The 20,611-nt window shown below is 70.0% G+C and carries 20 protein-coding genes; 5 read left to right on the plus strand and 15 right to left on the minus strand.

Annotated elements, in window-relative coordinates; translation table 11 throughout:
- Positions 1–807: hypothetical protein (locus tag VGD93_RS10450; RefSeq protein WP_395011788.1), on the minus strand; the 807-nt coding region annotated here is incomplete at its 3' end.
- Between the two features lie 94 nt (positions 808–901).
- Between VGD93_RS10450 and ispH the strand changes: the two genes are divergently transcribed.
- A complete protein-coding gene (gene ispH / locus VGD93_RS10455) occupies positions 902–1,864 on the plus strand; it encodes a 4-hydroxy-3-methylbut-2-enyl diphosphate reductase (protein ID WP_395011789.1) in 963 nt (320 codons plus the stop codon).
- Between the two features lie 72 nt (positions 1,865–1,936).
- Positions 1,937–2,398 (plus strand): ribonuclease HI, encoded by a 462-nt coding sequence (gene rnhA, locus VGD93_RS10460; protein ID WP_395011791.1) that lies wholly within the window; start codon positions 1,937–1,939, stop codon positions 2,396–2,398.
- 9 nt (positions 2,399–2,407) lie between these two features.
- Here the strand turns inward: rnhA and VGD93_RS10465 are convergent, their stop codons facing one another.
- The 10 genes from VGD93_RS10465 to VGD93_RS10510 all read right to left on the minus strand — a co-directional run bounded on the left by VGD93_RS10465 (position 2,408) and on the right by VGD93_RS10510 (position 12,295).
- A complete protein-coding gene (locus VGD93_RS10465; protein WP_395011792.1) occupies positions 2,408–3,127 on the minus strand; it encodes a lipoate--protein ligase family protein in 720 nt (239 codons plus the stop codon).
- 62 nt (positions 3,128–3,189) lie between these two features.
- Entirely contained in the window at positions 3,190–4,038 is an 849-nt protein-coding gene (locus VGD93_RS10470; RefSeq protein WP_395011794.1) for a type II CAAX prenyl endopeptidase Rce1 family protein, read from the minus strand.
- A 156-nt stretch (positions 4,039–4,194) separates the two neighbouring features.
- A complete protein-coding gene (locus VGD93_RS10475) occupies positions 4,195–4,434 on the minus strand; it encodes a DUF2171 domain-containing protein (protein WP_395011795.1) in 240 nt (79 codons plus the stop codon).
- An 84-nt stretch (positions 4,435–4,518) separates the two neighbouring features.
- Positions 4,519–6,654, minus strand: coding sequence for a glycine--tRNA ligase subunit beta (gene glyS, locus VGD93_RS10480; RefSeq protein WP_395011797.1), 2,136 nt, complete (start codon positions 6,652–6,654; stop codon positions 4,519–4,521).
- Between the two features lie 98 nt (positions 6,655–6,752).
- Entirely contained in the window at positions 6,753–8,651 is a 1,899-nt protein-coding gene (locus VGD93_RS10485) for a DUF2207 domain-containing protein (protein ID WP_395011799.1), read from the minus strand.
- Between the two features lie 164 nt (positions 8,652–8,815).
- Positions 8,816–9,373, minus strand: coding sequence for a LemA family protein (locus VGD93_RS10490; RefSeq protein ID WP_395011800.1), 558 nt, complete (start codon positions 9,371–9,373; stop codon positions 8,816–8,818).
- 112 nt (positions 9,374–9,485) lie between these two features.
- Positions 9,486–10,412 carry a glycine--tRNA ligase subunit alpha gene (locus VGD93_RS10495; protein WP_395011802.1) on the minus strand — a complete coding sequence of 309 codons (927 nt, stop codon included), beginning with the start codon at positions 10,410–10,412 and terminating at the stop codon, positions 9,486–9,488.
- Between the two features lie 58 nt (positions 10,413–10,470).
- Entirely contained in the window at positions 10,471–10,695 is a 225-nt protein-coding gene (locus VGD93_RS10500; RefSeq protein ID WP_395011804.1) for a hypothetical protein, read from the minus strand.
- A gap of 3 nt (positions 10,696–10,698) precedes the next feature.
- The gene (locus VGD93_RS10505; protein WP_395011806.1) at positions 10,699–11,541 is read right to left on the minus strand and encodes a S49 family peptidase; all 843 of its coding nucleotides are present in this window, start codon (positions 11,539–11,541) and stop codon (positions 10,699–10,701) included.
- A gap of 49 nt (positions 11,542–11,590) precedes the next feature.
- The gene (locus VGD93_RS10510) at positions 11,591–12,295 is read right to left on the minus strand and encodes a tRNA1(Val) (adenine(37)-N6)-methyltransferase (protein WP_395011808.1); all 705 of its coding nucleotides are present in this window, start codon (positions 12,293–12,295) and stop codon (positions 11,591–11,593) included.
- Positions 12,296–12,466: 171 nt separating this feature from the next.
- Between VGD93_RS10510 and VGD93_RS10515 the strand changes: the two genes are divergently transcribed.
- Both VGD93_RS10515 and arsC read left to right on the plus strand, forming a co-directional pair.
- Complete coding sequence (locus VGD93_RS10515) at positions 12,467–13,486, plus strand: polyprenyl synthetase family protein (RefSeq protein ID WP_395011810.1); 1,020 nt, start codon at positions 12,467–12,469, stop codon at positions 13,484–13,486.
- 66 nt (positions 13,487–13,552) lie between these two features.
- Complete coding sequence (arsC, locus tag VGD93_RS10520; protein WP_395011812.1) at positions 13,553–13,957, plus strand: arsenate reductase (glutaredoxin); 405 nt, start codon at positions 13,553–13,555, stop codon at positions 13,955–13,957.
- 44 nt (positions 13,958–14,001) lie between these two features.
- Here arsC and VGD93_RS10525 read toward each other — a convergent pair whose 3' ends face one another.
- Together VGD93_RS10525 and VGD93_RS10530 are read right to left on the minus strand one after the other, a co-directional pair.
- A complete protein-coding gene (locus VGD93_RS10525; RefSeq protein ID WP_395011814.1) occupies positions 14,002–15,363 on the minus strand; it encodes an FAD-binding oxidoreductase in 1,362 nt (453 codons plus the stop codon).
- 161 nt (positions 15,364–15,524) lie between these two features.
- Positions 15,525–15,713, minus strand: a complete 189-nt coding sequence (locus tag VGD93_RS10530) for a hypothetical protein (protein WP_395011816.1) — start codon at positions 15,711–15,713, stop codon at positions 15,525–15,527.
- A 423-nt stretch (positions 15,714–16,136) separates the two neighbouring features.
- On the opposite strand from VGD93_RS10530, the gene VGD93_RS10535 reads away from it, so the two are divergent.
- Entirely contained in the window at positions 16,137–17,612 is a 1,476-nt protein-coding gene (locus tag VGD93_RS10535; RefSeq protein WP_395011818.1) for a DUF6600 domain-containing protein, read from the plus strand.
- Positions 17,613–17,667: 55 nt separating this feature from the next.
- Here the strand turns inward: VGD93_RS10535 and VGD93_RS10540 are convergent, their stop codons facing one another.
- On the minus strand, positions 17,668–18,543 hold the full coding sequence (locus VGD93_RS10540) for a 4-(cytidine 5'-diphospho)-2-C-methyl-D-erythritol kinase (RefSeq protein WP_395011820.1): 876 nt from the start codon (positions 18,541–18,543) through the stop codon (positions 17,668–17,670).
- Positions 18,544–18,548: 5 nt separating this feature from the next.
- Positions 18,549–20,303: a tetratricopeptide repeat protein gene (locus VGD93_RS10545; protein ID WP_395011822.1), complete on the minus strand. Its 1,755-nt coding sequence runs from the start codon at positions 20,301–20,303 to the stop codon at positions 18,549–18,551.
- Between the last annotated feature and the right edge of the window lie 308 nt (positions 20,304–20,611).

The raw sequence follows: 20,611 nt of genomic DNA on the forward strand, positions 1-20,611 counted from the left end.
CAGCTGCTGCAGCCGCGCCGGCTCGATGCGCGCGACGGCCTCCCCTGTCGACCAGACGTGGCGGTCGACCCGGTCGACGGCAGATTCGAGCTCGGCGGCGGCGCTCAGCTGCACCGGCCGCGCCGACAACAGCCGAAGCGACTCACCCCTGGCCGCGACGAGGCAGGACAGCGCCCGGCCCGCCGCGGCGTCGAGGCGGGTTGCCACCTCCCGCGCCGCCACGGGCAATGTGGCGAGCAGCGTGCCGTTGAGCGGCGCCGGCCCGAGCGCGCCGGACTGGCTGTCGCGGGTGAGGAACTGCCGGATGTCGCCGGCCGCGAGCGCCTGGACAATGACGATGTGGCCGCCGCGGGTGGCACTCTTGCGCGGTCCGGTCCAGCCGGCGAGGCCGGCGCCATAGGACTCGAAGGCGTCGTTGACGGCGCGGGCGAGCGGCTTGGCCGGATCGACCGATTCGGCCTCGTTGGCCGGGGGCGGCAGCCCGACGCGGGCGGTCAGCAGGCCCTTGGAGTGCTGCTCGGCGGAGGTGCGCACCACCAGGGAAGGCGGCTTGCCGTCACGCCCGACGAGGCGGAACAGCGTCGCCACCCAATGCGTGCGCAGGCGGCTGTCGTTGTGGCGGCGCTCGTCCTGCAGCGCCTCCCAGGCGGCCCGGGTGATGGCGATCGTGGGTATGACCGGGACCCCCGCCTCGGCGGCCAGGTGCAGCCAATAGGCCTTGCCGGCGAGCAGATGCTCCTGGGAGGCTGAAAGGTTCGCCCTGCCGATGGCCGGCACGACGGCGAACATCTCCTGAGCCAGTGTCACGGGGAAATCCTCAACAACGCACGGTCATATTGCCCACCCCTCCGGGCCCTCGCAACACTTGACTTGAGGGGTGCGACGAAGCATGTGCTGTCCTATGGAAACAAGGCCGCAACTTGACATAACGCTTTGCGCGCCGCGCGGTTTTTGCGCCGGCGTCGACCGGGCGATCCAGATCGTCGAACTGGCGCTGGAGAAATACGGCGCCCCGGTCTATGTGCGGCACGCCATCGTGCACAACAAATACGTGGTCGACGGGCTGCGGGCCAAGGGCGCGGTCTTCGTCGAGGAACTCGACGAGATCCCCGATACCGACGCGCCGGTGGTCTTCTCCGCCCACGGCGTCCCCAAGAGCGTGCCGGCGCGCGCCCAGGCGCGCAACATGTTCTTCCTCGACGCCACGTGTCCGCTGGTCTCCAAGGTGCATGTCGAGGCGCAGCGCCACTTCAGCGAAGGCCACCATATCGTGCTCATCGGCCACAAGGGGCATCCCGAGGTGGTGGGCACCATGGGGCAATTGCCGCCCGGCGCGATCAGCCTCGTCGAGACCGTCGCCGACGCCGAGGCCTTTGTTCCGGCCGATCCGACCCAGCTCGCCTTCGTCACGCAGACGACGCTGTCCGTCGACGACACCAGCGAGATCGTCGCCGTGCTGCGCCGACGCTTCCCCCAGATCAGCGGCCCGCACAAGGAAGACATCTGCTACGCCACGACCAACCGGCAGGAAGCGGTGAAGCGGGTCGCCCCGCACGTCGACGCGATGATCGTCGTCGGCTCGAGCAATTCGTCCAACTCGCTCAGGCTGGTGGAAGTGGCAGAGCGCGCCGGCTGCGCGCGCGCCATGCTGGTCGACCGGGCGGCCGAAATCGACTGGGCGCGGCTCGACGGCATCCGGACGCTCGGCATCTCCGCCGGGGCCTCGGCGCCGGAGGCGCTGGTCGACGAGGTGGTGGAGGCGTTCGCCCAGCGCTATGTCATCACCGTCACCGCCAGCGGCGCGCAGCGCGAGAGCATCGTCTTCAACCTGCCGCGCGAGCTTCGCACGCCGCCGGCGGCGTGAGGCGGCGCACCTTATCCCCGCCCGCCTTTCCTGCCCCAGGCTGCTGCCGACCCGAGCAGCGGAGCGCATCGCATGAGCAATATCGTCACCATCCATACCGACGGCGCCTGCTCGGGCAACCCGGGCCCGGGCGGCTGGGGCGCGGTGCTGCAGTACAACGGCACGATCAGGGAGCTCAAAGGCGGCGAGCCGCTCACCACCAACAACCGCATGGAGCTCACCGCGGCGATCGAGGCGCTCAATGCGCTCACGCGGCCATGCGAGGTGCATCTGCACACCGACAGCAACTACGTCAAGGACGGGCTCACCAAGTGGATCCACGGCTGGAAAAAGAACGGCTGGCGCACCGCCGACAAGAAGCCGGTCAAGAATGTCGAGCTGTGGCAGGCACTGGACGCGGCCGTGACCCGGCACCGGATCAAGTGGCACTGGGTCAAGGGACACGCCGGCGACGAGATGAACGAGCGCGCCGACCAGCTGGCCAATGCGGGCATGGCGCCGTTCAAGGCCGCGCGCGGCCGCGCCTCCCGCTGAGCGTCCGACTCACGCTGGGAAGCGCGCGCGCAGATGGGCGCGCACCTCCTCGACCAGGGTGCCGGCTTGCGGCGGGACCGTCGCCAGCAGCCGGCGCATGTCCGTCACCGCGGCCAGTCCGCAGCGATGCGCGCCGCCCGCCGCAGCGTAGAAGGTGTTGACGACGCGGGCCAGTTCGCCGGCGTCTTCCTCGATGATGAGCGTGGCCACGCACGTCACCATGGTCTGTCCGTTGCGCATCCGCCAGTGCTGGGAGAGCCCCGCCACCTTGCGGCCGGCGAGCAGCAGGTCGTAGCGGCCGGGGCAGAAGGCGTCGGGCTTCTCGCCGATCTCGCCGGTGAGCCCGAAGCCGCCGAGCAGCGCGAGGATGGTGTCGGCGAGCTCGCTGTACATGGAGTCGAGGGTGACCCCCGGCCCGCCCCGGCGCACCAGCGCGAATTGCAGCGTTCCGGGCGATATGGGAAAGGCCAGGCCGCCGCTGCGGCGCACGAGCACCGGCCAGCCCTCCTCCTGCAGCGCGGCGCGCGCCCCGGCAAAGCCGGGCAGCCGCGCGTCGGCGCGCCCGACGACCAGCGCCCGCGGGGCCTGCCACACCAGCAGGGACGGGGCGACGGCGCCGGCATCCTCCCCGAACCGCTCCTGCTGCTCGAGCCCGACGCCCGGATCGGCGAAGGTCTCGAAGCTGAGCCCGAAGGCGGCGCCGGCAGCAGGAATGGAAGTCTGGTGCATCACCCGAGCATATAGAGGCGCGCCCGGGCCCGCGCAATCGGCCGGCGGCGGCGCCCTGGGCCTCAGAAGTCCTGCCGCCGCCAGATCAGCAGGGCGAATGCCGCCAGCCACACTGGCACGGCTGCGAGGCCGGCGGCGAGCACCGCGGCCGGCCCCGTCGCGACCGCTGCCGGGATCAGCATGGCCGAGGCGGCGAGGGCGAAATGGTAGAACACCATCAACAGGAGGCTGCCATGGGTGCGGTTCCACAGCCACGACATGACGATCGCGTGCCCGGCGAGCAGCACGGGACCTTCGATCAGGGCCGCCGCCCCGGACCAGCCGTCATGCGCCGGCAGCCCGATCCATGCGGCGGGCAGCTGCCACAGGCCCCAGACGAGACCGATGGCAAGCGCCGCCCCGAGAATGTCGAAGCGCGCCTGCAGGCGCGGCAGCAGGAAGCCGCGCCAGCCGAACTCGCCGCCGAGGGCCGCAAGCAACGCCCAGGCCAACGCCAATTCGACGGGGAACGCCACGGCGCGCGCGGCGAGCGGGCCGGCGAACACCGCCTGCAGCCCGGCGGAGACCAGGGCCAGCGCAGGCGCGAGGAACAAGGCGACGGCGTACCAGCCGAAATTGTGGCGCCAGCGCGTCACCTGGTCGAGCAGGTCGCGCACCGCCCCGGCGCCGCCGACGAGCCAGGTGGTGGCGAGCGCGGCGAGCGACGGCGCGAGGCCACCGGCGATGGCGGTCAGCACCAGGGCGGGTGACAGGGGGGAGCCCGCGGGCGGGGCTGCGCCGACCCAGAAGCCCCACAGGCCCCAGGCCCATACGAACGTGCCGACCAGGAAGACCGCCACCGCGGCCTGCCCGAACCGGCGCGACAAGGCGCCGGGCAGCGGCGTTCCACCCAGGCGCTGGGCCCGCGTCATCGCTATCGTCCCCCTGATGAACGGAAGAGGCTATGAGGTGTAGATGGGGCCGGATTGACCGGGATCAAGGGCGGCAAAGACCGGTGCCGGAGCGACCTGCGCCCGGGCCATGGGCAGAACTGCGGCCGGCGCCTGCCGCAGCACCCCGGCGGCGGCTCATTCCTCCTCGAAGCTCACCGCGACATCGGCATTGGCCGACAGCCGCACGGTGTCGCCTTCGATATCGGCGACAAGGCCGATCGGGATGAAATGGTGGTGGCCCTTGTGGCTGCCCATGCCGCTATCGGCCCTGGTCAGCTTGATGCGGTCGCCATCGACGCCGTCGACCGTGCCGACATGCACGCCATCGGCGCCGATGATCTCCATGTGCTCGCGGATATGGGCGGTTTCGGCCATATGCTCTCTCCATCGCTGATGCGGGAGACAACGCCCAAACCCCGGGATTGGATGCAGAAGGCGGTCGCTGCCCTGCGCCGGGCCCTAGCCTTCGATCTTCGAGAAATCGGCGACGAGGTGCATGGTGTCGCGCAGCAGCGCCAGCATGTTCAGGCGGTTGGCGCGGATGGCGGGGTCGGCATCGTTGACGAGCACGGCCTCGAAATAGGCGTCGACGGGCGCCCGCAGCGTGGCGAGCGCCGCCACGGCGCCGCGGTAGTCGGCGGCCTCGACCCGCGCGGCGACCTCGGCGTCGGCCGCCTTGATGGCGTTCGCCAGCGTCGTCTCCGCATCCAGCCGGAACAGCGTCTGGTCGACCGGCTCGGTGTAGCGCCGGCCATCCTTCTTCTCTTCGATGGCGAGGATGTTGACGGCGCGGCGATAGCCGGCGAGCAGGTTCGAGCCGTCCTCGGAGTCGAGCAATGCCGACAGCGCCTCGACCCGGCGGGTGATGTCGAGCAGGTCGTCGGCATCGGCCGTGAGCACGGCGTCGACGAGGTCGTGCCGAGCCCCGGCCTCGCGCAGCGAGACTTTCAGCCGATCATGGAAAAAGGCAAAGAGTTCGCCGAGAAATACCTTGTAGTGAGCATTCTGCAGAGCCTCCCGAGTACTCCCGGACTGCTCAGAGGGAACCGCAAAAGGCACCTTGTCCTTATGGCCCATTCGCCCCGCAGCGAGTAGGTGGCTAAGCCGGAAACGCAACCCGTTTTCGGTAATGATGCGGATCACCCCGAGGGCGGCGCGGCGCAGCGCGAAGGGATCGCGCGAGCCGGTGGGCTTCTCGTCGATGGCCCAGAAGCCGGTCAGCAGGTCGAGCTTGTCGGCCAGCGCCACGGCGATGGCGACCGGCTCGGCCGGGACCATGTCGGTGGGGCCGAGCGGCTTGTAGTGGTCGGCGATGGCGTTGGCGACGGCGCCGGGCTTGCCCTGCGCCAGGGCGTAGTAGCGCCCCATCAGCCCCTGCAGTTCGGGGAACTCGCCGACCATGCCGGTGACGAGGTCCGCCTTGGCGAGGCTGGCGGCCAGCCGCGCCTCCTCGACGTCGGCGCCGACGGCGGGGGCGATCTCCGCGGCCAGCGCCACCAGGCGCTCGACCCGCTCGAACTGGCTGCCCAGTCTTGCGTGGAAGACGCTTTCCTTGAGCCTGGGCAGGCCGTCCTCGAGCGGGACGGCCAGATCCTGCTCATAGAAGAACCGGGCGTCGGAGAGGCGCGCCCGGATGACGCGCTCGTTGCCGGCGACGATGGCGGCGCCGCCATCGTCGGCGATGGTATTCGCGGTGAGGATGAAGCGGTTGGCGAGGCGACCCGTCGCGTCGCGCAGGCAGAAGCATTTCTGGTTGGCGCGGATGGTGGCGATGATCACTTCCTCGGGCAGTTCGAGGAAACTCTCCTCGAACGCCCCCATCATTGGCACCGGCCACTCGACCAGCCCGGCCACTTCCTCGAGCAGGGCCTCGTCGTGGATCAGGGTCAGCCCCTGGGCAAAGGCGAGATGCTCGGCCTCGCTGCGGATGATCTCCTTGCGGCGATCGAGGTCGAGCACGACCTTGGCCTTCTCCAGCGCCTGCACGTAATCGTCGAAACGCCTCACCCGGATCGGCTCCGGCGCCAGGAAGCGGTGGCCGTAGGTGGTTCGCCCCGCCGTCAGCGTGCCGGCCTCGAACGGGATGACCACCGGCTCCTCGTTCTCCGCGCCGAAGGTGGCGGTGATGGCGCGCAGCGGGCGCACCCAGTGCAGCGAGCCGGAGCCCCAGCGCATGGATTTGGCCCACTCGAAGCCGGAAATGATGCCGGGCAGCAGGCTGGCCAGGATGTCGGCGGCGTCGGCACCCTTGCGTTCGATGCGCGCGACATAGAAATCGCCCTTCTTGGGGTCGCTCTCGATCCGGGCCTCGGCGATGGAGGCAAGTCCCGCCGCCTTGACGAAGCCGTCGATGGCGGGCTGCGGCGCGCCGACGCGCGGCCCGCGCCTGTCCTCGTTGGTGTCGGGCGAGCGTCCCGGCAGGCCGGTGACGGTCAGCGCCAGCCGGCGCGGCGTGGCGAAGGCCCGGGCGCCCTCGTACAGCAGGCCCGCCTGCACCAGCGCCTCGGTCACCGCCTTCTTCAGATCCTCGGCGGCGCGGCGCTGGAAGCGTGCGGGAATTTCCTCCGAGAACAGTTCGAGCAGCAATTCGGGCATTGGCTGGATCCGGGATTGGCAGGCGCCGGAGGGTTAGCAAGATGGGGCGGCAATGTCTATCGGCCAGCCGGTGAGCGGGAGCAGTCGCGCGGGCCCGTCTACCAGCCGCCGCCGCCCCCGCCGCCACCGCCGCCGCCGGAGCTGCCGCCGCCCCCGCCGCCACCGAAGCCGGAGGACGAGGAGGCGGCCGGCTGGGCCGCGATCATGGCGGCGCTCATACCCGAGGCCACCGACGACACGGTGCGCGAGAAGCCACCGTCCGAGCTCGACCAGTCGCGCCCGTAGTACCAGCCCGGCTGGTAGCCGCCCGCCGGCACGTCGGCGACGGCGTGGCGGGCCAGCTCGCCCTCGAAATGCTCGGTCCACGGCTTTTCGACGCCGAGCGCGATGGCATAGGGCAGGATGCGCTCGAAGCGCTCCACCGTCATGGGCGGCTCGCCGACCATGTTGAGGCGGTTCTTCTCCGCCGTCTCCATGTACATCTTGAAGCCGTCCAGCTGGTCCATGATCTTGCGGCCCTGCACGGTCGGGGCCCGCATCAGGATGGCGAAGGCGACGTTGACGACGACGATCGACAGGGCGCCGACCAGCGGCGGATCGAAGCCGATATCGGCGGCGAAGGCCGCCGTGCTGCCGAACATGTTGATGGCGGCGATCAGCAGCCAGACGACGAGGATGAGCTGGCCGATGACGTTGCCGCTGCGGATGCGGTTGGCGAAGCTGGTGAACATGCCGATGGCGATGCCGCCGACCACGGCGATGACCAGGAAGACGACATCGAGGACGCCGGTGAGCACGAGGGCGCCAAGGCACAGCACCGAGAAGGCGACGCCGAGCAGCACGTAGCCGCGGTTGTTGCGGAAATAGACCTGGCGATTCTCGGTTTCGAGCCGCTGGATGAATTCGCGGCGCTTCTCCTCGAGCTGCGGTCCATTGCTGGTGTCGACGGTGACCGATCCCCTGGCGGCGAAATAGTCGAAGATCACCTCTTCGCCAGGCGGCAGCGGCCGCTCGGGCTGCTTGCCGGTGGCCGTGACCTTGAGCTTGCCGCCGGGGTTGTCGATGACGACGAGGCCCCGCACGCCAAGGTCGAAGATGGCCGCGGTGAAGGCCGTCCAGCCGTGCTTGTGCCAGCCCATGCGGTGCACGTAGTGCGACAGTGCGGGCGAGAAACCCCGGGGCGGATGGAACAGCGGGATGATGACGCCCTTGGCGGGATCGCGCCCGACGGAGCTCCAGGCCAGGGCGTAGTAGAGCAGGACGAGCAAGGCGGCGATCGCCGGCAGCACCAGGTCGCGGTGGTCCGAGAGCCAGTAGACGGCGCGCTGGAAGTCCTGTGGCTCGGCGAGGACGCCCTTCTGGAAGGCGACGGCCACCGTCATCCCCTCGCCGGCGGCGAGCCGGCGCGTGCTGCGGAAGGTAGCGGTACGATCCGACGTTCGGGTGACGGCCACCGCCCGTTCGCTCGAGCCGACCGGGCCGGTATAGCCGGCCAGGTCGCCGATCACCGCCCCCTCGGGCAGGCTCACATGGGCGACCGCGGCGAGGATGGGGAACTCCCAGAAATTGCCGGTGACGTTCCAGTAGAGTTCGTCGTGGTCGGCAAAGAGACGCCCCATCCGGGTCATGGTGTAGCGGATGGAGTAGCGGTGCGGCCCGCGTTGGAGGAACACGTCCGGATCGCCGATGCGGATGCGCTGGAAACCGGAGCCCAGCCCCTCGAGGCTATAGGGCTCGGCCCGCCCGTCGCGCTCGACAGCGACGACAGCGAGGCTCGAGCGCAGGCGCGAGCCGTCGGCATTGACCAGGATGGTGGGGATGTCGCGGAAGATGCCGCGCCTTATGCTGATGCCCTCGGCGTTGACCTCGATGCGCTCGGTGACGTCGACCGAGCCGTCGGCCAGGAGGGAAATGTTGGCCGTGAAGGCGGTAATGGTCTCGGCGGCGAGTGCCGGGAAGGACACCAGCAGGCCGAGCAGCACAAGCAAGACGGGCACGAGCCCCTTGCTGCAGATCCCCCTCCCATCCTCCCCCGCAAGGGGGGAGGTGCCTCCCGGCGGTCCTGGCACGATCGCGCCCCGGTCGCCGGGCCACACCCTCCCCCTTGCGGGGAGGGCTGGGGAGGGGGACGCAGTCGCCATCGGTATCTCGCCGTAAAGGCTCAGAACTTGACGCTGGGCACGGCCCGGTCGGCCTCGCTCTCCAGCTCGAAATACTCGGCCTTCTCGAACTTGAAGGTGTTGGCGACGACGTTGGAGGGGAACGATTCGACTGCCGTGTTCAGGTCGCGGGTGGCGCCGTTGTAGTAGCGGCGGGCCATCTGGATCTCATCCTCGACGGTCTGCAAGGCCGTCTGGAACTCAATGAAGGTGGTATTGGCCTTGAGGTCGGGATAGGCCTCAGCGATGGCGATGAGCTTGCCCAGCGCGCCGGACAGCGCCCCCTCGAGCCGGGCGCGTTCCTCCGGCCCGGCATTGACGCCGGCGGTGGCGGCGGCACGGGCGTTGGTCACCGCCTCGAGCGTCTCGCGCTCGTGGCCCATGTAGCCCTTCACCGTCTCCAGCAGGTTGGGGATCAGGTCGGTGCGGCGCTTGAGCTGCACGTCGATGCCGGACCAGCCTTCCTCAACCAGCTGCCGTTTCCGCACGAGGTCGTTGTAGAGGAAGATGATGTAGCCGACGATGGCGATGATGATCGCCAGGATGATCAAGCCATTCATGGACGGGCCTCCCGGAACGCCTCTACCCAGCGCAAAGCGAGAGCTTGGCATTGCGGATCAGGCAGTTCAACTGGCGTCCGCGCAGAAGCTGTGGGCGGAGGGCGGCGCGCCGTCAGCCGGCGCCGCCGCCGGCGGTCTGCAGCCAGGCCGCGCCGCACGCCTTGGAAAGCTCGCGAATCCTGAGGATGTAGCTTTGCCGCTCGGTCACCGAGATGACGCCGCGGGCATCCAGCAGGTTGAATGCATGGGCGGCCTTGAGCACCTGCTCATAGGCGGGAATGGCCAGCGTGTGGCGGCCGTCGCCCTGCCCCTTGTCGAGCAGCGCCCTGCACTCGGTTTCGGCATCGGCGAAGTGGCGGAACAGCATGTCGGTGTCGGCGGCTTCGAAATTGTAGCGCGAGCTTTCCTGCTCGTTCTGCAGGAAGACGTCGCCGTAGGTGACCTTCGAATTGCCGCCGCCGCCGTTGAAATTGAGATCGAAGACGTTCTCGACGCCCTGCACGTACATGGCGAGGCGCTCGAGACCGTAGGTGATCTCGCCGGAGACGGGCGCACACTCGAAGCCGGCGACCTGCTGGAAATAGGTGAACTGGCTCACCTCCATGCCGTCGCACCAGCACTCCCAGCCCAGCCCCCAGGCACCGAGCGTGGGATTCTCCCAGTCATCCTCGACGAAGCGGATGTCGTGCACGGCGCTGTCGAGCCCGATGGCGGCGAGCGAGTCGAGATAGAGGTCCTGGATGTTGTCGGGCGACGGCTTCAGGATCACCTGGAACTGGTAGTAGTGCTGCAGCCGGTTGGGGTTCTCCCCGTAGCGCCCGTCCTTGGGCCGGCGCGAGGGCTGCACATAGGCGGCGTTCCACGGCTTCGGCCCGAGCGCGCGCAGCACGGTGGCAGTGTGCGAGGTGCCGGCGCCCATCTGCATGTCGTAGGGCTGCAGGATGACGCAGCCCTGGGCCGCCCAGAAATCCTGCAGCATCAGGATCAGGCCCTGGAACGAGGTCCGGGGATCGCGGTGGGCAGGCAGGTCGGTGGTCATCTCGTGGCGCGTCCGGGCGGCAGTTGCGGCGCGAACCTAGTTACTGGGGCCGACGCGGTCAATGCCGCTCGCCGTCGTCGCCGCCCGGACGAAAGACGCCGTCCTTATTGCGTTTCAATTCAATGACATCTGGACGGCGGCGCTCGGCGAGGTCGCGGGCGCGGCGGGCCTCGTCGACGGCCTTGAACTGGCCCTTCCAGTCGCGCCAGATGCGGCGGACGCCGAAGAAGACGGCCGCAGCGACGAGCAGAAAGATGAGCAGTTTCCACAGGATAGGACTCATCGCTCAGAGCCCCAGCCGGGACCACAGGGCGCGGTCCTCAAGGGCCGCTACGGCGTCCCGCGTGAGCGCCGAAAAGCCGAACGGAGACAACGAGATAAGGCCCTTTCTTGGCTCGATCATGCGGAGCGTGACGTCGTCGCCGTAGCGTTCGCGCAGGACCTCGTGCAGATCCCCGACCGCATCCACAAGGCCAAGCCCCACGCCCCTGATTCCGCTCCAGAATTCGCCGGTGAAGAGCTCCTCGTCGGTGCCCTTGAGCTTGCCGGCCCGGCGCAGCTTCACCCACTCGATGAACACGTTATGCACGTCGATTTCGAGCTGCTTGATGCGCGCCACGTCCTCGCGCTTCTCCGGCAGGAACGGATCGAGCGTCGACTTGCTCTTGCCCGCGGTATGCACGCGGCGCTCGATGCCGAGCTTGCCGATGGCCTCGACGAAGCCGAAGCCGGCATAGATGACGCCGATGGAGCCCACGATCGAGGAGGGATCGGCGATCACCTCGTCGCCGGCGACGGCGATGAAATAGCCCCCCGAGGCGGCGGCGTCCTCGACGAAGACGATGACCTGCTTGCCGTGCTGGTCGGCGAGGTCGCGGATGCGCTTGGAGATGAGGCGGGACTGCACCGGCGAGCCGCCGGGGGAGTTGACGACGACGGCGACCACCGGGGCGGCGCGGACAGCGAAGGCGCGCCGCAGCAGCGGCTCGACGCCGGCGATGTTGAGGCGGCCGGGGCGGCGATCGGCAGCGATGACGCCATGCAGCCGCACCACCGGGATGACGGGGCCGCCCTGCCCGAGCAGCCGCCTGAACCAGCGGCCGAGCCGCGACGAACTAGTGTTGGCCATGAGCTTTCCCGCACCGGACAGGCAGTGATTTAGGGCGGGTCCCGGGCATTTACCAGTCCAGCCGCGCAGCGCCGCGGAACACCGCCTCGAATTCGGGCCGGAAGGCCCTGCCGTCGGGCTCGTGCAGGGCGCGCGAGGCAAGCAGGCGCAGCGGCGCGCGCGAGCCCTTGACGCCGCGCACGAGGATGCGGCTGGCATCGCTCCCCTCGCGCGGGGCCAGCGGCAGCACGGCGATGGCTCCGAAGCGCGCCGAAAATGCAGCGAGCAGCGCCGGCAGCGCCGCCGGCGTGTGGATGAAGACCACTTCGCCGCCCGGCGCGGCGCTGGCCGCCGCCGTCCTTACCCACAGGTCGAGCGCTGCGGGATGCATGTGGCGGGCGGCGGCCCTGGCGGCGCGTGGCGCGGTGCCGGCGGCCGGATCGAAGAAGGGCGGGTTGGCGATGACGGCGGCGAACCGGTCGGTTCCCAAACCGGCGGCGGCGCGAACGGCGCCGCTGGCCGTCAGATCGAGCCGGAGCACGCGGCCACGCGCCGAAAAACCGTTGGCCTCGAGATTGCCAGCCGCCAGGTCGGCCAGCGCCGGGTCGGCCTCGACGAGGGTGGCGGCGAGGCCGGGGTGGTGTGCCAGCGCCACCAGCGCCGCCGTCCCCACCCCTGCCCCGAGGTCGAGCACCGTCCCGGTGCCGGGGTGCACGGACGCCCCCAGCAGCACCGAATCCAGGCCGGCGCGGAACCCGCTGCCGGGTTGCGACACGACCAGGCGCCCCCCCAGAAAGGCATCGCGCGTAAGCGTTTGTTGTTTTACAAATTCCGAGGCGTGGGCTAGGGACATCGCACCAGAGGGCTTGTTCGTTCCCGGTCATCATAGGACCTCGGGCGCGCGGCTCAACCGGATTTGCCACCCAGAGGGCCAAACGAGGACTGCATGGCGTCAACGGCGGCAGCGGCAGCGAAGCAAGCGAACGGCGCCGGCGCGCTCGACCGGCTGCTGGCCGCGACGCAGCCGGAGATGGAGCGCGTCAACGCCCTCATCCTGCAGCGCGCCGATTCCCACGTCGAGATGGTGCCCGAACTGGCGCGCTACCTCATCGAGGCCGGCGGCAAGCGCCTGCGCCCGATGCTGACGATCGCCGCCGCCATGTTGTGCGGCAAGGCCGAGGGCGCGCAGATCAACTACGCTGCCGCCGTCGAGTTCATGCATAACGCCACGCTGCTGCACGACGACGTCGTGGACGAGAGCGAGATGCGCCGCGGGCGCCCGGCGGCGCGCATGATCTGGGGCAACCAGGCGAGCGTGCTGGTCGGCGACTTCCTGCTCGGACAGGCCTTCATGATGATGGTCGAGGCCGGCGACATCGAGGCGCTGGGCGTGCTGTCGAAGGCGGCGACGATCATCGCCGAGGGCGAAGTGTTCCAATTGGCCAAGGCCCGGGACCTGTCGACCAGCGCCGCCGACTACGCCCGGGTGATCCACGCCAAGACGGCAATGCTGTTCGAGGCGGCGGCCGAAGTTGGCGCCATGGCCGGCGGCGCCGATGCCGTGAGCCGCACGGCGCTGCGCGACTACGGGCGCGAACTGGGCATGGCCTTCCAGCTCGTCGACGACGTGCTCGACTATCGCGGCGAAGCCGGCGCCATGGGCAAGAACACCGGCGACGACCTGCGCGAGGGCAAGATGACGCTGCCCGTGATCCTCGCGCTCGAGGACGCCAATCCGGCCGAACGCGAGATCGTCATCGCCGCCCTCACCCGCCCCGACGTCAGCGAGACGACGCTCGGACAGGTGGTGGCGATCATGAACCGCTACGACACGCTGAGCCGCACGCTGGAGCAGGCGCACCGGCACGTGCGGCTGGCACGCGAGGCACTGGCGCCGCTGCCGCCCGGCGAGATGAAATCGCTGCTGAGCGACATCGCCGAGTTCTATGTCGGCCGGGCCTACTAGCGCCCTGCGCCGCGGTTTGGGCCCCGGCGCCCCTGGCGGGACCGGCATCGTAACCGGGAAGGCGCCATGAGCATCACCATCTACCACAACCCCGCGTGCGGCACCTCGCGCAACACGCTGGCGATGATCCGCAGCAGCGGCGTGGAACCGCAGATCATCGAGTACCTGAAGACGCCGCCGGACCGCGCGACGGTGATGCGGCTGATCGCCGATGCCGGGCTGACCGTGCGGCAGGCGCTGCGGCAGAAGGATACGCCCTACGCCGAACTCGGCCTCGCCGACGCGGCGCTCAGCGACGAGCAACTGCTCGACGCCATCGCCGCGCATCCGATCCTGCTCAACCGCCCCTTCGTGGTGACGCCCAAGGGTACGCGCCTTTGCCGCCCGTCGGAGACGGTGCTCGAAATCCTGCCGAACCCGCATATCGGCCACTTCGTCAAGGAAGACGGCGAGGTCGTGCAGGCGGACTGACCCCATCCGGCGGCACGGGGCCACCGGATGGGCGCGGCGCCGCGTCAGGGCGCGATGTTCTTGTTGAGGCGGAACAGGTTTTCGGGGTCGTACTGCCGCTTGACCCGGCGCAGCCGCGCCAGCGTCGGTGCCGGATAGGCGGCGCCGAGGCGCGCCGGCGCCTCGAGCAGGAAGTTGACATAGACGCGGTCCTCGCCGTGGGCGAGCGCCTCGATACCGGCAGTTGCCCAGCGATCGTGCCGTTCGGCCTCGGCCCCGCTTTCGGACAGGGCGATGAACGAGACCATGACGCGGCTGTGTCGATGGGCGAAGGCGGTGGCGTCGACCGGCACGCGCCCGAAGGCGCCGCCGAGGACGCGGATCTCGCCGAGCCGCATGGGTGCATCCGAGCGCTCGACGACCCCGATCAGGGTTTCGGCTTCGGCCCGCCCGAGCCGGTCGAGCAGCCGGCTGCGGACCGAGAAGGCCGGCCGCTGGGTGGGATCCTGCGGCATGTACATGCTGCTGTACGGCCCCGGCCGCACGAAGTCGGCATACGGCGTGGCGAGCGCCCGGAACGGGGACAAGGCACGGTCGGCCGCCGCGGGCGCGCCGGCAAAGGCCATCATGCACAGGAACACCGTCCTGCCGTGCAGGGCCGGCGGCAGGAACGGCAGCGGCGGCGCCGGCATCACCGAGGCGATGGCGGAAAGCTCCTCGGGCGCCGCCTCGGCGGCGGCGACGAAGCCGCTTACCACCTCCGGCGTCGCCGGCAGTACGAGCGGGCCGCCGGTGAAGGCCGGCAATTCGTGCAGGCGGTACTGCCAGCGCGTCACGATGCCGAAATTGCCGCCGCCGCCGCGCAGCGCCCAGAACAGGTCGGGGTGGTGGGTCGCGTCGGCGAGGACGATGTCGCCGGCGGCGGTCACGACTTCGGCGGCGAGCACCGAATCGATGGTCAGCCCGTGCTTGCGCACGAGATAGCCGATGCCGCCGCCGAGCGTGATGCCGCCAATGCCGACACTGGCGGTATCGCCGAAGCCGACGATCAACCCGTGCTGTTCCACCGCCCGGGTCAACTCGCCCGCGGTGAGGCCGGCCCCGGCCCAGACCGTGCGGGCGTCGTGGTCGATCGCGATGGCAGCGAGATCGCGCAGGTCGATGAGCAGGCCCGTGTCCGTGCCGTAGCCGCCGTGGCCGCCGCTGCGCACGGCTATTTCGAGGCCGGTGGCGCGGGCGAAGCCGAGCACCGCGGCGACGTCCTTCGCATCGGCGACCCGGACCACGGCCCTGGGCCGCAGGTCGTAGTTGCCCGGCACGAGGGCGCGAAGCTTGTCGTAGTCGGCGTGGTACGGCAGGACGACCCGGCCGGTGAGTGCCGAAGCCAGCGTTTCGATCTGGTCTTCAAGTGGGAAGCGTTTGTCCATGGCGTGAACTCCTCGGCCCCCCGGCTGAGGGGGCGGGGGAGTAGAGGAGAGGGCGTGAACGGCGGCTGAATGCGCCGGTCAGTTCCGCTGCAGCATGGCTCAGCCGGGCGGGCGTATTCTTAGGCTGTAATCTTGCCGCGCACCCGACGCAGGAATTGGGCCTAATCGGATACTGATGGGCGGCCCAGCCCTTCGCTATTTGCCAAGGACCGGCGCCGCGGCCGCGGCGCGAACAAATCCGGCCCCGCCGTATTCTTGCGACGCCGGGTCTCCAGCAACAGCACCATGCCGGAGACGGCCACCACAAGCAGGGGCAACAGCACGAAGGAAAAAAACTGGATATCGCTCATGAGTCGAGCCCTCCAAGAGCTATCCTTGCAAACCAATGTAGTGCAACTGCGGCAGAAAGCCAAAGAATCGCGCCAACGGCATAGACCCAAAGAGCCGGTGGGTACTGCGGAGGGATGTAGACAGCGCCCGCAACAGGCGCAATTACCCCGACCGTTATGCAGGACGTCGACGCCCGGTCGAACCACCCCGCCACAAGCTTGGTCCGCTCGGTCTCACTCGGCGTCATCCGTGTTCCCCCTGCCAACGGGTTGATAGCACGAGCGAAAAGCCGACTTCAAACCGGACATTGGGCGATCGGGGAGATACCGCCGGCAGCGGCGGGGAGGCCCGCGGCGCTGAGCGTGCGTCTCGCAGGCGCGGAACTGCACCCCTTCCCCGGCATTGTGAGAACGCGGGAACAAAGAAAAGAAGAGGAGACAACCGTGATCCGAACAAGACTGCTCACCGCCGTCGCAGCCGTCGCGCTGCTGACCGCGATGCCTGGCGGGGCCATACCGGTGCCGCTGGGGACGACCACGGCGCAGGCCCAGAACGTCAACATCAGCTTCAATCTGTTCTTCGACCAGCTGAGTCCGCACGGCATCTGGGTCCGGCACGCCCGCTACCGCTATGTGTGGTGCCCCAATGTCGACGTGCGCTGGCGGCCCTACACCAATGGCAGGTGGATCTACCTGCGGGACCGCGGCTGGTACTTCCAGTCGAGCGACCCGTTCGCCTGGGCGGTGTATCACTACGGCCGCTGGTACGACGACGAGGATCTGGGCTGGTGCTGGGTGCCGGGTACGGTATGGGCCCCGGCCTGGGTGAGCTGGCGGCGCGGCCCCGACTATGTCGGCTGGGCGCCGTTGCCGCCGGACGAGGACGGGTTCCAGATCAGCATCAGCATCAAGGTCGGCGAACCCGAGCCGGACGACTGGTTCTTCATCCCGGTGCGCAGCTTCCTCGAACCCGACGTGCGCGTCCACGTGGTGCTGAGCGAGGACGAACCCGATTTCATCCGGCGGACCGAGTATGTCGGCCCGGTGATCATCCAGAACAACATCGTCATCAACAACGTCATCGACATCGACTACATCCAGCAGGAGACGCAGCAGGAGGTGCCGGTCGTCGAGGCCCAGCCCGTCGAAAACCCCGAGCAGGTGGCCGAGGCAACGCCCGAACAGGGCGCGATCCCGGTGTTCGAGGCCCAGATCGAGGCGCCGGCCGAGGACGTGACGCCGCCTGAGGCCGTCGAGGAAGAGCAGGCCGCCCAGCAGCGGGCCGAATACGGCCAGGCGGAGGCCGAGGGCGAAGTTGCCGCGCCGGCCGAGGGCGAGGCTCCGGCCGAACAGGCGGCCCCGGCCGAAGGCGAGGGCCAGGGCGCGGCTGCGGCCGAAGAATGCCCCGAAGGCCAGCAGCTGGTCGAGGGCAAGTGCGTGCCGATCGAGGGTCAGCCGGCGGCTCCCGTAGAGGAGCAGGCCCCCGCCGAGCAAGCGGCCCCGGCCGAACAGGCGCCGGCTGAACAGGCTGCCCCCGCCGGGCAAGAGGCGGCTCCGGCCGAACAGGCTGCTCCCGCCGAGCAAGAGGCGGCGCCGGCCGAACAGGCGGCTCCTGCCGAGCAAGAGGCCGCTCCGGTCGAATGCCCGGAGGGCCAGCAGCTGATCGACGGCAAGTGCGTGCCGATCGCCGCCGAGGGGGCGGCTCCGGTAGAGGAGCAGGCGCCGGCCGCCGAGGAAGCGGCTCCGGCCCAGGAGCCTGCCCCTGCCCCGGCCGAGCAGGCGGCTCCGGCCCAGGAAGCGGCTCCGGCCGAAGCGGCGCCCGCCGAGGAACCGGCACAGCCGCCGTGCCCGGAGGGCTACCAGCTGAGCAAGGGCATGTGCGTGCCGCTCGCGGGCGGCGAGCCGATCCCGCCGCAATAGGCGGAAACCGGCAGCGATGCCAAGGGACGGCGCCGGCGACGGCGCCGTTCGCTTGTCAGGGCAGGATGACGGGGGCAGCGGCGACCCAGTAACCGGGCCAGCGGGCACGCAGGTCGTGCGCCGCCTGGTGCGCCTGGGCGCCCGAGCCGAACAGGCCGAAGACGGTGCCGCCGGACCCGGACATGCGGGCCAGCATGCAGCCTTCGATGCCGGCCACATGCGCGATCAGCTCGCCGATGCCGCCGACGAGCGCGATGGCGGCGGGCTCGAGGTCGTTGCGGGTCTCGGCCAGCCACAGGCCGAGCTGGGCCGGCCGCGTCAGCGGCCGCGGCAGGGTCGGCAGTGGCGGGTTGCTGCGGCTTTCGAGGCGGCGGAAGACGTCGGCGGTCACCACCGGCACGAGCGGATTGGCCAGCACCAGGTGCATCGACGGAAAGCTCGGCAGGGCCGAGACGATCTCGCCGACGCCGCGGACTTCGGAGGGACGCGAGACGAGGCAGGAGGGCACGTCGGCACCCAGCCCGAGTGCCAGTTCCACTAGCTCGGGCCAGGGGATCGGGGGGCCGCCAAGCCCGGCCAGCAGGCGCAGGGCGGCGGCCGCGTCGGCGGAACCGCCTCCCAGTCCCGCCGCCACCGGCAGGTTCTTGCGCAATTCGATGGTGACGCCGTCCGGAAGCCGTCCCGGCCAGCGCGCCCGAAAGGCGGCCAGCGCCCGGGTGACCAGGTTGGCGGCGCCAGGGCCGAGCGCGGCGGCGAAGGGGCCGGTGACGTGCAGCGCGTCGACCGCGCCGGGCACGAGGCTCAACTCGTCGGCAACGTCGGCAAAGACCACCAGGCTTTCGAGATCGTGGTAGCCGTCGGCCCGCCGGCCGGTCACATGCAGCGCAAGATTGACCTTGGCCGGTGCCGTCTCGACGATGGGCGCCTGCATGGGCGCTACTGGGCCGGCGCTTCGGGGCCGGCCGCGGGCACAGGCTCGCCGGCGGGCGGCGCCGACTCCTCGGCCGGCGGGGCAGCGTCGAGGCCGCCGGCGAGCTTGGGCGCGACGCGCTCCCTGACGTTGCCCTCCTCGTCGACGTCGGCGGCGATCGTCCACTGGAAGCGGGCCTCGAGCCGGCGTCCCGTGCGCCAGTAGGCGTCGCCCAGATGGTCGTTGATCTCGGGGTCGTCCGGACGCAGTTGCACGGCGCGTTCGAGCGCCTCGACGGCATCGCCGAAATTGCCGAGCCGGTAGTGGGCCCAGCCGAGGCTGTCGATGATGTAGCCGTCGTTCGGGGCGGCCGCGACCGCCTTCTGGATCATGGCCAGCGCGGGCTGCAGATTGGTGCCCTGATCGACCCAGCTGTAGCCGAGATAGTTGAGCACCTGCGGCTGGTTGGGGCGCAGTTCCAGCGAGCGCAGGAAATCGGCCTCGGCCTTGGGCCACTGCTTGTCGCGCTCGTAGGCGATGCCGCGCACGTAGTAGAAGCGCCAGTCGCCCGGGGTGTCGCCGGGGACGGCGTCGATGGCCCGCGTGTAGATCTCGGCCGCCTCGCGGTAGCGCTTGTCGGTGCGCAGCAGGTCGCCCAGCACCGAGAGCGCGTCGAGGTCGCCGGGGTTGGCCTGCACCATGTTGCGCAGGCGGCGCAAAGCCTCCTCGCGGTTGCCCATGGCATCGAGATTCTCGGCGATGCGCACGACGGCGGCCGGCTTCATCGGCGAGGTCGCCGCGATGCGGTCGTAGAGGGTATTGGCGGCATCATGCCGGCCGTTGGCATCGAGCACCTGGCCGATGACGAGCGCAATGACGTCGGCGCCGGGATCGAGATAGAGGCCGAGCTGCAGGAAGACCATCGCCAGGTCGACGTCGCCGTCGCGGGCGACGGCCACGCCGACGCCGTTGAACATCTCGGCGGCGCCGCTCTGCACGCTGGCGATGAACGGGCCGGGCCGACGCTTTTCGGCGATGGCGGCAGCGGCGACGTCGACCAGCGGGTGGGACAGGCCTTCGGCCCGGAACCTGGCGATGACGTCGGAGGCCTCGTCGAAGCGGCCGGCATTGCCGAGCATGCGGGCATAGGCCTCGACGATGCGGGCGACGAGCGGGTCGACCTCGTGGGCGCGGGCGGCGTAGTCGAGCGCCGCGGCGGTGTCGCCGGCGAGATCGGCCATGAGCGCGCGATGGAACACCAGGAAGTCGCCGAGCCCGTCGACCGCGATCGCATCGAGCACGGCATAGGCCTTGTCCAGCTTCCTGTCGCCGACCAGGGCCCAGGCCCTGAGGATACCGCCGGTAATGCCGGCGAAGGTCTCGGCCTGGCCGAAATCCAGTTCGCTTGCCGCCGCCTCGTAGCGGCGCTGCTTCATGGCTTCGACGGCGATGACCAGGTGTGCCAGCTCGTTGCCGGGCTGCAGCTCGAGCAGGCGCCGGGCGAGCGCCGCGGCCTGCCCGACCTGGCCGTCGGCAGCCGTGGCGATGAAGGCGTGCTCGATGATGGTGGGATCGTCCCAATCGGCCAGCGAGGCGTCGTGGAAATAGCGCGCCGCGTCGGAGGTGCGCAGCTCGGACATGGCCTGCTTGCCGGCCAGGAAGTTGCCCGCGAGGCTGGTGTAGCCGACATTGCGCAGGGCCGCGCCCCCGGCGCCGCCGGGAGCGACGGCGAGCCCGAAGGCCAATACGAGAGCCGACAGCAGGCGCAGGGGCTGGGTCACGGGCGGTGGGTCTCCAAGGGGATCGGCAGGGCATGTGGCTAGCGCGCAAAGATTGGCCATTTTGCGACCGCGCCGCAAGGGGCAGGCACCGATCTGCACGCCGAGCGGCACCGCACCCGGGATTGGCGCCGCCGCGCCGGCTGTGACATAAGGGGGCATGCCGACAAGCCCACCGCTCGACGAGGCCGGACTGCGCGCGACGCTCGACTGGTACCGGGCGGCGGGCGTGGACCTCGCCGTGGGGGAGACCCCCGTCAACCGCTTCGCCGCGATACCGGCGGCGCGGCGGCCGCCCGCCGCCGCGGTCG

The organism is Devosia sp. (assembly GCF_036406155.1).
Classification (GTDB): Bacteria; Pseudomonadota; Alphaproteobacteria; order Rhizobiales; family Devosiaceae; genus Devosia_A.

Bases quoted from the DNA above. Each gene is read 5' to 3' on its own strand.
- VGD93_RS10530 (WP_395011816.1), bottom strand. From the start codon at position 15,713: ATGAGCGATATCCAGTTTTTTTCCTTCGTGCTGTTGCCCCTGCTTGTG.
- arsC (WP_395011812.1), top strand. From the start codon at position 13,553: ATGAGCATCACCATCTACCACAACCCCGCGTGCGGCACCTCGCGCAAC.
- VGD93_RS10495 (WP_395011802.1), bottom strand. From the start codon at position 10,412: ATGACCACCGACCTGCCTGCCCACCGCGATCCCCGGACCTCGTTCCAG.
- VGD93_RS10515 (WP_395011810.1), top strand. From the start codon at position 12,467: ATGGCGTCAACGGCGGCAGCGGCAGCGAAGCAAGCGAACGGCGCCGGC.
- VGD93_RS10540 (WP_395011820.1), bottom strand. From the start codon at position 18,543: ATGCAGGCGCCCATCGTCGAGACGGCACCGGCCAAGGTCAATCTTGCG.
- VGD93_RS10465 (WP_395011792.1), bottom strand. From the start codon at position 3,127: ATGCACCAGACTTCCATTCCTGCTGCCGGCGCCGCCTTCGGGCTCAGC.
- VGD93_RS10475 (WP_395011795.1), bottom strand. From the start codon at position 4,434: ATGGCCGAAACCGCCCATATCCGCGAGCACATGGAGATCATCGGCGCC.
- VGD93_RS10500 (WP_395011804.1), bottom strand. From the start codon at position 10,695: ATGAGTCCTATCCTGTGGAAACTGCTCATCTTTCTGCTCGTCGCTGCG.
- VGD93_RS10470 (WP_395011794.1), bottom strand. From the start codon at position 4,038: ATGACGCGGGCCCAGCGCCTGGGTGGAACGCCGCTGCCCGGCGCCTTG.
- glyS (WP_395011797.1), bottom strand. From the start codon at position 6,654: ATGCCCGAATTGCTGCTCGAACTGTTCTCGGAGGAAATTCCCGCACGC.
- rnhA (WP_395011791.1), top strand. From the start codon at position 1,937: ATGAGCAATATCGTCACCATCCATACCGACGGCGCCTGCTCGGGCAAC.
- ispH (WP_395011789.1), top strand. From the start codon at position 902: ATGGAAACAAGGCCGCAACTTGACATAACGCTTTGCGCGCCGCGCGGT.
- VGD93_RS10490 (WP_395011800.1), bottom strand. From the start codon at position 9,373: ATGAATGGCTTGATCATCCTGGCGATCATCATCGCCATCGTCGGCTAC.
- VGD93_RS10505 (WP_395011806.1), bottom strand. From the start codon at position 11,541: ATGGCCAACACTAGTTCGTCGCGGCTCGGCCGCTGGTTCAGGCGGCTG.
- VGD93_RS10525 (WP_395011814.1), bottom strand. From the start codon at position 15,363: ATGGACAAACGCTTCCCACTTGAAGACCAGATCGAAACGCTGGCTTCG.